Source organism: bacterium, from assembly GCA_020444325.1.
GTDB lineage: Bacteria > Bacteroidota > Ignavibacteria > SZUA-365 > SZUA-365 > BM516.
Genome location: JAHLLD010000001.1, coordinates 44,884 through 58,106, shown reverse-complemented (window position 1 = coordinate 58,106; position 13,223 = coordinate 44,884). Strand labels below are relative to the sequence as shown.

Below are 13,223 nucleotides of genomic sequence, written 5' to 3'. Positions count from 1 at the left end.
GATTTATGAATACAGAAGACAAGATTCTTGAGATTGTCAATCTGATATTGCAAAACAGACAGAGAAAGACTTTGTCTGGAATTGAAGGGCCCACGCGTTTGCGAGATGACATTGGTTTCGATTCGCTGGACCTGGCAGAACTGACGGTTCGGATAGAAGCAGAGTATGATGTCGACATTTTTGAAAACGGTATTGTATCGACCATCCAAGAAGTATACGACAAGATTAGTAGTAAATGAAAGATCTCTTTTACATTGATCCAGCTCATGAATCCACCAAGACATGGCAAAATCTTATTGAAGATGTTCGCGCGATAAAGATATACCAGCCAATCTACAGTAGTTCGGATTCCTACAGGATATTTGTCAATATTATTCTATCGCTATTGATCGGGCGGCCAATAACGTTGATAGATCATGATATTAGTGAGTATGAACGAGGCATAATACTGGATGATTCTGAGTCGAGGATTGAGAAGCAAGTAATTAAACAGCCAGTTTTGGATGCCGATATTAGCAAGGAGACGTTGACGTCCCTGATTCAAGATGTCGAGGATAGTTGGTGTATCACCTTGTTTACATCTGGCACGACAGGGAAACCAAAGAGTGTGGTGCACAGTTTTAAGTCCATTACCCGTTCAATTAAACAGTCGCCCGCACATCAGGATGATGTATGGGGATATACGTATATCCCGACCCACATGGCAGGGGTGCAGGTGTTTTTCCAGGCTGTACTGAATGGAAACCCGTTGGTAGATCTATCGGGTGGGAATGCATTAGATCTTGGAGATATCATTCGAAAATATGGCGTTACGAGTATCTCCGCCACACCAACGTTTTACCGAGTGAATATGCCTTACTTTGGGATTTGCGACAATGTGAGGCAGTTGACCATTGGTGGTGAAGGGTACGAAAAGACGTTGCTCGACACGCTTCGCAAAGGCTTCCCCAACGCAAGACTCAGGAATGTGTATGCATCAACAGAAGCTGGGGCACTGCTTGCAAGTACTGGTGAGGAGTTTGTGGTAAAGGAGTCGTTTAAATTGCTCGTAAAGGTGGTTGAGAATGAACTGTGGATACATCGTGATGCACTTGGAGATGGTGTGGTTCAGGATGAAGAATGGTATCGGACAGGTGATTCTGTTGAGATTCTTTCGGAAGATCCTACACGATTCAGATTTGTAGGCAGGAAGGAGGAAATGATAAATGTTGGTGGAAACAAGGTCAATCCCAAGGATGTTGAGGATGCGCTGCGCCAGTATCCTGGAATTGTGGATGTGCATGTATATGGGAAACGCAACAGCGTACTTGGAAACATAGTGTGTTGTGATATTGTGTCCGAAGAAAGCGCGATATGTGAATCCGCCATTCGAACCTATCTGGCCGAGAGGTTGCAGGAGTACAAAATACCAAGAATTATTAAATTTGTTGACCGAGTAGAAACGACGAGATCAGGGAAAACGAAAAGAGGATGACATGAACATTCTGCTGACAGGTGTATCCAGAGGCTTGGGTTTCGTAACAGCTGAATTGTTGCTTGATGCAGGACACACTGTCTATGGAATTAGCAGAAAAGAGACAGAACAGCTTGTCGGTCTTATTGAGCACTACCCGGATCAAATGAGATGGCTGAGTTATGACTTGAGTGATGATGTGCTTGTGCGCGACAAGATCATGAAAGAGTGGATAGGCCTTACGACGCCGATCCATGGTTTTGTCAACAATGCTGCCTATGCATACGATGATATTGCATCGAACGCAAATAGTGATCGGCTGCTGGAAATGCACAGAATCAACGTTATTACTCCAATCATAATGACGAAATATATACTTCGTAATATGCTTCTCAACAGAGTTGCTGGTTCGATGGTCCACATATCATCAATAAGTGTTCATACTGGATATAAAGGTTTGTCTATGTATGCTTCAACGAAGGGTGCATTGGAAGCCTATTCGAAGAACATTGCTCGGGAATGGGGTGAGTTGGGAATCCGATCGAATTGTATCGTGGCTGGTTTTATGAATACCGAAATGACTTCCTCGCTTTCTGATGGGCAGAAGGATAGAATATACCGGCGAACATCTCTGAAAAGTGCAGTGGATGAGCAGTCGGTGGCGGAAACAATATGGTTCTTGCTATCTGAGAAATCGAAATCGATAACAGGTCAGAATATCTTCGTTGATTCAGGGACAATATGAGTCATAAATGTGCCAATACCTCCCTACAGTCCCTGATTTCTCTATCGCCATATGAGCCCAGTGCGAAAAATACGGAAGGCACTGTCATTTGACTCGAGGACTTTTGAGTCCTACCGAGGTTTTATGCAGGAAGTGCAGCTCGCTGGTTTCTCGTTCGTAAAGTTAGAGCAAATGGCAAGTCCAAGCGAACGTATGACTGGTGTCGTCTCAATGCGGCATGATGTGGATTCATCGTTGATGCAAGCATTGAGGATGGCGCAGCTGGAGCATGACATAGGTGTTTCTGCGACATATTTTATTTTGCATACAGCGAACTATTTTAAAACACGAAGTGATGGTGGCTTAGAGCCAAGGACACTTGAAAAGGTCCTCTATATGCAAAATGAACTAGGACATGAGATTGGTCTGCATCTAGACCTGATGCACATACAGTTCTTTCACGAAGCAGACCCAGAAGTTTATCTCAAGGATCAAGTGCAGGTATTGCGGTCCCAAGGAGTACATATTGTCGGCGTATCACCTCATGGAAATATGCTGCGAAATGTGTATAGAAAAGGCACTCCTCAGTCGCAATCTAGCGGATCGGAGAATGTGTTTATCGATTCGCACCGTAAACTGAGGCTGGATTATTTACAGTTGAAGTACGAGGCCTATAGTGTCGATCGTGACCTCTATTTCAGTGATGCGTCATTTATTGGTGGCAAGCGTTGGAAGTTTAGTGATGCCAATGTGGGCGCATGGGAGGAGGCCGCAAGGGTGATAGTGCTGACACACCCAATACACTGGGCGGAATCAGCAATGAAATATTATACGCTGAATATGTATTACGATACTATGTATGCCGCGAAGTATATGAAGGAGTATCTCGATATTCGCAAAGGGAGTCGCAGATGATACGGAAGGTGTTACTGAGACTGGGTCAGCTGCTTGCATACAATATACCAGGTGCAAAATCACTTCGAGTCCGCATTCACAGACTACGCGGTGTTAGCATTGGAGATGATGTCTTTATAGGGCAGCATGTGCATCTCGATAGTGCTGCGCCGCATCGGATACATATTGGCAAAAATACTCAGTTGAGTATGAACGTAGTCGTTGTGGCTCATTTTCGTGAACTTGGCCAGAATGTCAACAAGGAGTATTCGGTCTATATAGACGATGATGTGTTCATTGGCATTAATGTTGTGATACTTCCGGATGTCAAAATTGGCAAAGGTTCGGTGATTGCTACTGGGAGTGTGGTGTCTACTTCAATTCCGGAATACACATTCGCAGCCGGCAATCCAGCTGTCCCAAAGGCCCGAGTAGGAAAACCACTGCTTGCTGAAACATCTTACGCAGATTTCATTCGCAATCTTAAACCAATCATCTAGGATTTGAATATGCTTGCGTTCAATCATCTGACGCTTTATGTAGACCCAGGTACTGGGAGTTTTATTGCGCAGGCGGTTATTGCGGGTGTGCTGGGATTTTTGTTTGTGATTCGGAAGTGGCTGAGGGATATGTGGAGGAGGCTGCGCGGGATAAAAGGGGAAGAGGGTGAGGAATGAGGGACTGCTGGGTGGGTCGTTTCGTGATCCTGCCGGGTATGTATTTGAACGCGAAGGAGTAGTCTTCCGGGCGTTGCGCGCGGAAGGGGATGCGGACTATCGTCTGCTGCAGGAGTCGGGGCTGTATGATGAGCTGACGGGGAAGGGACTGCTGCCCGCGCATGAGGAGATTATCGGACTCTCCGCACTTCCATCAGATATCGTTCGCGTGCTGCGGCCGGAGCAGCTGCCTTTCTTCTCCTATCCGTATGAATGGAGCTTTACGCAGCTCAGGGATGCCGCGCTGCTGACGCTTCGTGTGCAGCGTATGGCACTGAAGCATGGACTCACACTGAAAGATGCCTCCGCGTTTAATGTGAGCTTCCGCGGTACGCAGCCGCTGTTTGCGGATATCCTCTCCTTCACCCGCTATGAAGAAGGAGCCCCCTGGCAGGCGTATCTGCAGTTTTGTGAGCAGTTTTTCGTCCCGCTTCTGCTGTCCCGCAGGGCGGGACGCTCTGTATCCAGCCTCCTGCGTGCCCATATCGATGGCATTCCGCTCACGCTGGCCGCACGCATGCTGCGTGGGTTGCGGCGATTCAGTCCCGCTGAACTGCTGCACGTGCACCTCCACGCCCGCAGCATCCGGAAAAATATGCAGAAAGTGCATAATTCCGGGCGTCCCACCCATCAGAGCAGGCAGCAGACACTCGCATTGCTCGACAGCCTCGAACGCACCATTCAAAAAATGACGGCGCCGGCGCCCGAAAGTCACTGGTCCGGCTACTATGCCGACACCGTCTACGACGAAGCCGAAACCACCGCGAAAGAGAATTTCATTCGCGACAGCGTTCGAAAGCTCGCGCCGGCCATGGTATGGGATCTCGGCAGCAATACCGGACGATATGCCCGTATCGCCGCGGAGGAAGGAGCGACGGTCATCGCCATGGATGCGGATGATGCCGTGGTTGATGCCATGTACAGGGAGTGGAAGAAAGAGAAGCGCGAACACTGCACGCCACTGGTGATGAACCTGGCCAATCCCTCCCCCGCCCTCGGCTGGGCACATGAGGAGCGCCTTTCACTCGAACAGCGCGGTCCCGCCGACCTCGTGCTGTATCTCGGACTCATCCACCACCTCCGCTACACGCACATGATCCCGCTCGAGCAGCAGGCCGCCTACCTCGCCCGCATCGCCCGCAATGTAATCCTCGAGTGGATTCCCCCCGACGATCCCAACGTCAAACTCCTCGCCCGCGGCAGCCGGAGTGGATTCGCCTATTCCCGGGAACTACTCATGATCTCGCTGGCAGAGTACTTTGACGTTTCATACACAGAGATGTTGGAGAGCAGTGGGCGGGAATTGATGGTATGTATGCGGAAGGGCGCGATATGAAACAGTGGAATGCCCTGTTTCTACCGTTGCTGATTGCCCTGATGGTACCGATGCACGTTCTGGCCGAGAATCCAGGGACGGCATTCGTGGAGGATGTTCTCTTTGTCAGCTGCTGCTTCCTGGCGGCTGCTGTCTGCATGCTCGCACTTGGATATGCTTTGTGGAGGGACATCCCCAAAGCAGGTGTCTTTGCCGCAGGAATGCTGCTGCTGCTCGGCGTGAACATCGGTTTTCGTCTCTTTCTGCAGTGGATCGGATTCAGCATGGAGCTGACGAGGAATCTACTGTTTCAGGGTGCCCTTCATGTGTTCTGGTTTTTGCTCCTGCTCTGGATTGTTACACGCGTGAAAGAGCCAGGAAAGCTGCTGCTTGGTGGGACACTTGCGGTTGCGCTGTTCCTGCTTTTTGATGTTGGGCGCATTGCATTTCCCGACAACCATACGCCAGTACGATCAGAAGGGTTCACGCAGCAGTATGCAGCAGCGGATAGTACCGATCGTCCGCCTGACATCGTAATGATAGTTCTCGATGGACATGCGAGGCAGGATGTACTCAAGGAACTGTACGGCGTCGACAATGGCCGGCTGATTGAATTTTTGCGTTCCAGGAACTTCTACGTGGCAGACAGGGCGTTCGCCAACTATCCACAGACACAGCTCTCCATGACGGCAATGTTCAGCATGGAGTACATTGATCCGTCGGATTACGCCAGTATGGACGGTGAGGAAGTGCGCCGAAGGATGAGCCACATGATCCTGCGAGAAGCAGCACACAGGAAGCTGAAAGCGGAGGGATATCACAGTCTCATAGATCTTTCCTGGCAGAACACCTATCATTTCGACGAATCTGTCGGAGAGGTCATTCCCCGTGATCATCTTGTGCTGTATGAAACAGCTGTGTGGGAATACAGTAGCCGTTTCTTCTTCGAGAAAGTGCTGCGCTGGATCGGGATTCTCACAACACCAAATGAATTGGAGCGATTCGGACTGCTCGTAAAATCCCAGTTGTCGGATCTGCCGGCATACATGGATTTCGATGAACCGGTATTTGTTTTCTGTCATATCATTTCTCCGCATCCGCCCTTTGTTCTCGGCAGGGTGAATACCGCTGATATAAAGAATCGTCCGTATGTCGGCGCCGATGCATCGCATCATCTGCAGGAGGCAGGTGTCGCGCCTGCGGAATACCGCAGACGATATGCATCGCAGGTTGTGAAGCTGGATGAACTGGTGATGGACGCACTTGATCAATTGATCAAGGCGAACAGCGATGCCTGTATCATACTTATGTCCGACCATGGTCCCGGTTCGATGTTCGATTTCGACAATGCAGGCCGCACAAATGTGCGTGAGCGATTCCCTGTTCTCAGTGCGTACAGGGTACCCGGTGCTCCTGCAGGATTGTTCTACCCGGATATCACGCCCGTAAATACGTTTCGACGTCTGTTTTCATATTTGTTCGATACGGACAGCAGCACAGTTCCAGACCGTGCGTTTCTCTCCACCTGGAAGCAGCCATTGCGCCTTTATGACGTCACTGAGAAAGCGAGACAGGGGTACAGTCTTGAGCACTGACCGCGACCACATTGCGTCCGGGGCGACAGCGCGCAGAACGTTCGGATTCAATGCATCCGCGAAAAAGTGGTTTGCTCCGGCAATCCTTCTGCTCGTGCTGCTTGCATTTTACCTCCCCAACGTCCTTTCGCATGCTGAGTTTTATACCGATGACTATTACCTCCTGACACTGCTGCGTGAGAGGGGCATACCATCTCCGTTTTCCGGGACGGCAGGGCCGTACCACGCAGCGATGCGTCCACTGGCCATGCTGTCGCTGGGACTGGATTACCTGTTGTTCGACACGCACAGTGGCTGGTACTACGTGAGCAACCTGCTCATGGTATGGTTGGCTTCGCTGGCCCTGTACATGCTCATGCGCAGATTGATCGTGCAGTTTTCTCCGTATGGGGACAGCATCCTTCCCCTGCTGTTTGCCAGTGCGTTTATTCTCCATGCCGATATGTTTTACGCTGCCGTCTGGATCTCGAATCGGACGGAAGTACTCATGATTCTGCTCTACCTGCTTGGTGTACTGACCATGCTGCAGTATTTCAGTACGGGCAGGCGTATGCAACTGCTTGCGGTGTATCTACTGTTTGTTCTCATGCTCGCCACAAAAGCGCAGCCAGCGCATTTCCCGCTGTTATTCCTTTTCGTTGGATACCTGCTGCATCGGACGGACCGGACCCCGCTGCGTGTCAGGAGCATCTTCTCTGCCTCGGTGCCTCTGTTTCTCCTGACGGCAGCCTATGCCTGGGTAACCATTCTGCATGATCCGAGACTGTCGAGCCTGCCGTTTCAGTGGCTCCCTGAGAAAATGATGTCCGCAATAGGCATTTCCCTGATTGCCTTCCATCCCACCCTGGCAGAACCGGTGTATACCTATTTCGTGTACCACAAGGCAGCGGCGATGGTGGTGGCAGTGCTGCTTGTCGCGCTTGCTGTCTGGCTGCTTCAGCGTTTTTCTTCTCTTCAGCGACGCACCCTTCTGGGGTTTGCGCTGCTCTATGCCATCTCACTCTATCCACGAATTCTGCACTTTTCCGCACCGCGTGTGAATTCGATACAGGTCGTTCTCATACTTCTTTTCCTCTGCTGGTTTGCGCTGCAGCTGCCGCGCCGGTATGGGATGGCGCTGGCCGGTGTTTTTCTGGGTTTGCATCTCGCCGCAACTGCTGCCGTCGAGCTTCCCCGGTTTTATGATCAGGTGAGCAATCATCGATATCGTCAGCTCCTCGCTGATGAACAGGGTCATCCAGAGCAATATCGTCTCATGGTCTCCCGACAGTATTTCGATTCGTACGCAATGTATTTCCACCGCCATCATGCATTCGGCAAAGACAGCACGTTCGTCAAGTTTCCCGTACTTGTCGATCTGCAATACGGAAGCAGGACGGGATTTCAGTATGACATCTTCCGCCGCGGTGATACGCTTGTTTTCGCGTCCGCTGACCCGCGCACGACCTTTTTCCAGGAGAGTACCTTTACCCTGCCTGAGGATTTCACGATCGGATGGGAGCAGGAGGTGAAGCCGGGGAATTACCTGCGAGTGTGTCTGCTGCAGAGAGTCCCCGTCGACGGTGCTCGATATCTCGTGGAGCGCGACTACAGGTATGAGCGCATGGACGATTATCTACGCTTCGCACAGACGGAGCCTGTTCGATGATGCGGAACTACCAGAAACAATGGTTGAACAGTGTTTCCGCTCTCGCGCTTCTGCCCGTTCTTGCTGCCGCTGTGCTCGTTGTGCTGTTGATACTGAAGGCGGGTGCGTCTTTCACAACGGATTCCTTCGGATATCTCACAATCTCCCGGCACCTGGTGGAGGACGCTTCCTTTACGGATTACCTCGGCGTTCCCGTCACTGTCTGGCCTCCGCTGCTGCCTCTGTTCCTCGCACTCCTCCGCCTCGTGGGCCTGTCAGAACCGGATCAGCTCGCTGCTGTTCTGAACTCCATCAGCTATATCGTCAGCGCAGGACTGGGGAGCTGGCTGTTGTGGAACGCTCTGCAGGAAGAGGACAGAGTGCATGCGTCCTGGATGTCCATCCCATTGCTTCTGCTTTCCTCGCCCCTCGTTGTCATTTCCCTCTGGTTTCTGTCGGAGCCACTGTTTATAGCATTTACGATACTGTTTTTCACCGTCGCATTGCGATTCAGCGCGAAAGGAGCGAATTCCGTCCCACTCATGGGTATCACCGCAGCAGCGGCAATGATGACGCGCTATGCCGGTATATCGCTGCTTGTGACCGGGGTCATTCTTCTGCTGCTTTTCGAGGAAACATTGCGTTCACGCATACGCAAGGTGCTGATCTTTAGCGTCACCGCTGTGCTGCCACTCATTCTGTGGGTTTTGCGAAACTATATGGTCAGCGCTACGCTGACAGGCCCACGCCTGCCTTCGCACTACAGTATTGATGCGGCGATCGCGGACCTCCTTCATTTTGTCCTTCGCTGGTTCCTTCCGGGCAGGATTGCCGCTGATCCGATCCCGGTATTGCTCATATCGCTTGTCTTCATTGCCGGGTGGATACGTATTGTTCGCGACAGCAGATTTCGTACGCACCCGAGTGCGAAACTGGCGCTGATACTAGTCATCTTTTCTTTCGTGTACACATTCTTCATGATCATTTCGACCGTGACCGTGAGTATGGACCATATCGTTCCACGATTACTCGCTCCGCTTGCAATTCCCGCGGCGTTGATGTACATGATGTGGTTGTACTGGACGGTGAAGCTGTTTCCCTTTCAGCGCGCATTCGGTATCACCGTGCTCCTGCTGCTGCTTGTCGCGGCATCCATCATTCCAGCTTCCCGGCTGCTGGCGTTGAAGGATTACCGGGCGGAAGGGTGGAGTGCGGTCGAGTGGCGTGAGAACAGATTGATCCCTGAGGCAAAAGCAATCATGCTGCAATCTCCGGATGCGTTTCTGCTGTCGAATCTCCCGATCATGATATCATGGTATGGTGGATTACAGGCGGAGCGATCGTTGCTCGATGAAGGCAGTCCAGCCTGGGATCCTGCCAAATTCCGGAAACAGCGGGAGAAGCTAAACCGGTGTTTCCGTGAAAAGCAGCCTGTATACCTGGCATGGTTTGACTGGGGAGGCTTCGGCATCGCAATGCCCCTCACGGAGCTTCAACAATACTATCGCCTGGATACCGTGCTCTCAATACCGGAGGGATACATATTCGCGGTTTCCGCCAGGCCTGCAGACACCGCGGTCCCTGCCTCACAGGAGTCCGAGCCTGTGCCATGAAGGTGAATTACACAAGGCTCGCCCATGCGCTCTTCGCGTTGCTCGGACTGCAATTCCTCATCGTCCTTGCATATGCGAAAACGCTCAACATCGATGTCGCCCAGTATATCACCATGGCGCGGATGATTCTCGATGGAGCTCTGCCGTTCAGGGATGTGTTCGACACCAATCCCCCGACCATCATGTACCTGAGCGTCATTCCGGTTTGGATTGGCAATTGGACGGGACTGGATATCGTTCGCAGTGCGCATGTGGCCGTGACGCTCTTCCTGGCAGGCACCGGCTGGTTGACTGCGTATGCAATGCGTTTTCTGCAGCTGCCCGATCGGCCTGCGGCGACGCGTGTGTTTGCTGCGGTTTGGATTCTGCTGGCCGTATACGTGCTGCACATGGGCGACTTCGGTCAGCGAGATCACCTTATCATTGCCGCAATGTTTCCCTACGCCTTTCTCCGAATGGTGGCAATGCGCGAACGCGCACTGCCACTTCCCGCGGAATTTGCTGCGGCGGCGCTGCTTGCACTGGCGCTGCTGCTCAAACCGATGTATGGTGCCCTGCCGCTGGTGTTTGAAATGGCGGTGCTGCTGCGGCTGGGGATGCGGAAGTATTTGCGTCATCTGCGCATCGTTCTCATAGCCGCGGTCCTCGGAATACTCGCCGTGGCACTTTCGGAAGCGATGCGGCTCTACGTGACGGACTGGTGGGGACTGATCATCCGCTACCACCGGTCCTACGGTTATGACATTTGGGAATTATTGAAGGAGCTTTGCCAGGAACAGGTCTTTCACTTCAGCCTTGTGATATTTGCTGCGGCGCTGCTGCTGTACAGGGGGATGAAAGCACGTGGACTGCGTGATCTGCTCCTTGCCGTCATGCTTCTTACGGTCGGTGCATTTCTCGGTATGCTGCTGCAGGGCAAGGGGTGGAACTATCACTATATCCCCTCCATTTACGGTTTCTGCGTACTGACGGCGATGGTGCTTCTGGTGGCTCTTCAGCATGTGGAGCACTGGAAGCTTCCGATGGAGAAGGGAGTATTCGGCATTGTCCTGCTGTTCGCCATCCTTCAGCTCGCCCTGTTTCCGACCATCACCAGCTGGCTGCGCATCTCTCCTCCCCGTGCACCGTCCACCCCTCTGCAGCAGGTGATCGAGCACAATACCCATCCCGACGACTACGTCGTCGTGGTCAATCCCGGCATCGAATTTGGTTTTCCTGCCATTACCCAGAGCGGCAGGAGATATGGATCGCGGTATCTGCTCGCGTTTCCGCTGGTGATGGGGTATGGAGGACAGCCTGCGCAGCGCGTGCGTGAAGAACGGAAGTGGTTCGTGGATAAGTATCGTCAGGAACTCTGGTCTGACATCGAACGCACACGGCCCGAACTCGTGCTCGTCGATTCCACGCGTGCACGCTGGTTCCTGCCCGATACGATGTCCGCTCTCACCTGGCTGCAGGCGGAAGGGTTTTTTCTGGACGGTCCGGGAATCGCGTATGCTCCCCTGGAAGGCGTAGCGGGGAGGTTGGCTGTGTTCAAGCGCAGGACTGACATGGATACCTCCGGCGTTCATGCAAAGGCGGTGGAGGAGTAATGCAGTCCAATCGAATCCTCACCGTTTTTCAGTCCCGCATCATCACGCGCACGCTGTTCGTCCTTGCGCTGCTGCATGTTATCATAGTGGTGGTGTACGCTCGTGTCTTCAGCACGGATGCGGCCATGCTCATGACCATGTCGGATATGCTGCGTCAAGGTGTTCTTCCCGCCACACAGCTTCACGATACCAATCCCCCCATGGTCGTCTACCTCGGCTATATCCCACTCCTGTTGAGGGATCTGCTGGGCCTGAGCTTAATGCATGCAACACACGCGGCGACGGTCCTCTACCTGGGATTGACCGGTCTGCTCTCCATCTACGCGCTGAGAAAACTCACTGGAAGTGAATCGGGCACAACAGCGCTGTATCTTTTCTCTGGTGTGTGGATGTACCTGGCTGTTCTCAATGTGCATGAGAACGATTTCGGGCAGAGAGAGCAGCTCATATTCACTGCGATTATTCCCTACGTTTTTCTGCGCCTGCTGTCGCTGCGTAGCATTCCCATTTCGCGAGCTGTGATGACTGTCAGCGCCCTGCTGCTCGCGGTGGCGATGCTGATGAAGCCCATGTATGGACTCGCTCCATTCGCCGTTGAACTGCTGATACTGTGGCGGAGCGGGGGCATGCGAAAATACGGTAAGACACTGCTGTTGCCGGCGCTCACCCTGTTGTGGTCCGTCGCTCTCCTCCTCGCCATCAGGCCTCTCTGGCATTACTACACGGAAATATTTCCCCTGATGCTGGATTTCCACAGAACGCTGGGCTTCAGGATCAAGGTCGAGCTGTTCGAGCTTGTGCAGCAGCCACACTTTCAATTTGCGCTCGCAGTCCTCACGCTCGCATTGCTGCTGAGGACCGCGCTCAGAAAATCAAATCTCGCGCTGCTGCTGGACGCGATCATGCTGCTGTATCCGGCCTTTGTCCTGGCCATGCTGAGCCAGGGGAAGGGATGGAATTATCATATCCTCCCCATGCGCATGACCATGTGGCTGATCGTGCCTTTCGTACTGTATGCGCTCGCCGTCGTTTCGGGAAAAGGGCGGCAGGTTTCACGCAGCGCATTGAACACAAGCCTGGCTGTCATGTTTGTGCTGCAGCTGGGATTGTACCCGGACCTGCCGGGTACGCTTCGTGCCGGCTGGCCGGAGCCGCCGAGAACCGCGCTCTCGGAAGCGATCAGGACGCATACGCTGGCGGACGATTGCGTGGTTGCGTTTTCGAGAGAAGTGCCCACGCACTTTCCGGACATCACGTATTCTGGCCGGCGCTACGGATCCCGCTACTACTGGTCCTACCCCGTTACCATGTGTTACTCCGGTCAGCACGACGCTCGTCCCATCGCCGGACGTGAGTGGTATGAAGCGAAATACTACCGCGCGATGCTTGAAGACATCCACAAAAACAAACCCGCCATCCTCCTCATCGACGTTCAGAAAGGCCGTTGGAAATTCCCCCCCGGCTTCAACCTGAAGACATGGCTCGATCATAAGGGATTTTTTGAAGGTGAGGGAAAACATTATCACGAGGTTCAATATTTCCCCGAAAATGGCATGGTGATGTACGTAAGGAACATGGATTCCGGCTTTGTCCCGCTCGCTCCGCCTAGCGGGGCTTTGCGGAACTACGCCGGGACAAGTTATTGAAAATGATGTTCCGCATATCATGAGTGAGGGTTTGAAAAAGAAATCAAT

General features: G+C 52.5%; 12 protein-coding genes. All 12 read left to right on the top strand.

All coding sequences use genetic code 11. The annotated features are described in order from the left end of the window. Positions 1–5: 5 nt before the first annotated feature. Positions 6–239 carry an acyl carrier protein gene (locus KQI65_00225; protein MCB2203143.1) on the top strand — a complete coding sequence of 78 codons (234 nt, stop codon included), beginning with the start codon at positions 6–8 and terminating at the stop codon, positions 237–239. Further along, positions 236–1,474, top strand: coding sequence for a fatty acid--CoA ligase family protein (locus KQI65_00220; protein MCB2203142.1), 1,239 nt, complete (start codon positions 236–238; stop codon positions 1,472–1,474). Before KQI65_00225 ends, KQI65_00220 begins: the two co-directional genes overlap by 4 nt. Before the next feature lies 1 nt (position 1,475). Continuing rightward, complete coding sequence (locus KQI65_00215) at positions 1,476–2,198, top strand: SDR family oxidoreductase (GenBank protein ID MCB2203141.1); 723 nt, start codon at positions 1,476–1,478, stop codon at positions 2,196–2,198. A 123-nt stretch (positions 2,199–2,321) separates the two neighbouring features. Next, complete coding sequence (locus tag KQI65_00210) at positions 2,322–3,092, top strand: hypothetical protein (GenBank protein ID MCB2203140.1); 771 nt, start codon at positions 2,322–2,324, stop codon at positions 3,090–3,092. Continuing rightward, positions 3,089–3,571 carry an acyltransferase gene (locus KQI65_00205; GenBank protein MCB2203139.1) on the top strand — a complete coding sequence of 161 codons (483 nt, stop codon included), beginning with the start codon at positions 3,089–3,091 and terminating at the stop codon, positions 3,569–3,571. The genes KQI65_00210 and KQI65_00205 overlap by 4 nt, the downstream gene beginning before the upstream one ends. Before the next feature lie 9 nt (positions 3,572–3,580). Then, positions 3,581–3,748, top strand: a complete 168-nt coding sequence (locus KQI65_00200) for a hypothetical protein (GenBank protein ID MCB2203138.1) — start codon at positions 3,581–3,583, stop codon at positions 3,746–3,748. Next, on the top strand, positions 3,738–5,123 hold the full coding sequence (locus KQI65_00195; GenBank protein MCB2203137.1) for a class I SAM-dependent methyltransferase: 1,386 nt from the start codon (positions 3,738–3,740) through the stop codon (positions 5,121–5,123). Before KQI65_00200 ends, KQI65_00195 begins: the two co-directional genes overlap by 11 nt. Next, positions 5,120–6,697: an LTA synthase family protein gene (locus tag KQI65_00190; GenBank protein MCB2203136.1), complete on the top strand. Its 1,578-nt coding sequence runs from the start codon at positions 5,120–5,122 to the stop codon at positions 6,695–6,697. The genes KQI65_00195 and KQI65_00190 overlap by 4 nt, the downstream gene beginning before the upstream one ends. Beyond that, positions 6,687–8,345, top strand: coding sequence for a hypothetical protein (locus tag KQI65_00185; protein ID MCB2203135.1), 1,659 nt, complete (start codon positions 6,687–6,689; stop codon positions 8,343–8,345). Before KQI65_00190 ends, KQI65_00185 begins: the two co-directional genes overlap by 11 nt. After that, a complete protein-coding gene (locus KQI65_00180) occupies positions 8,342–9,937 on the top strand; it encodes a hypothetical protein (GenBank protein ID MCB2203134.1) in 1,596 nt (531 codons plus the stop codon). The genes KQI65_00185 and KQI65_00180 overlap by 4 nt, the downstream gene beginning before the upstream one ends. Beyond that, entirely contained in the window at positions 9,934–11,529 is a 1,596-nt protein-coding gene (locus KQI65_00175) for a hypothetical protein (protein ID MCB2203133.1), read from the top strand. The genes KQI65_00180 and KQI65_00175 overlap by 4 nt, the downstream gene beginning before the upstream one ends. Next, positions 11,529–13,175 (top strand): hypothetical protein, encoded by a 1,647-nt coding sequence (locus tag KQI65_00170; GenBank protein ID MCB2203132.1) that lies wholly within the window; start codon positions 11,529–11,531, stop codon positions 13,173–13,175. Before KQI65_00175 ends, KQI65_00170 begins: the two co-directional genes overlap by 1 nt. The last annotated feature ends 48 nt before the right edge of the window (positions 13,176–13,223 follow it).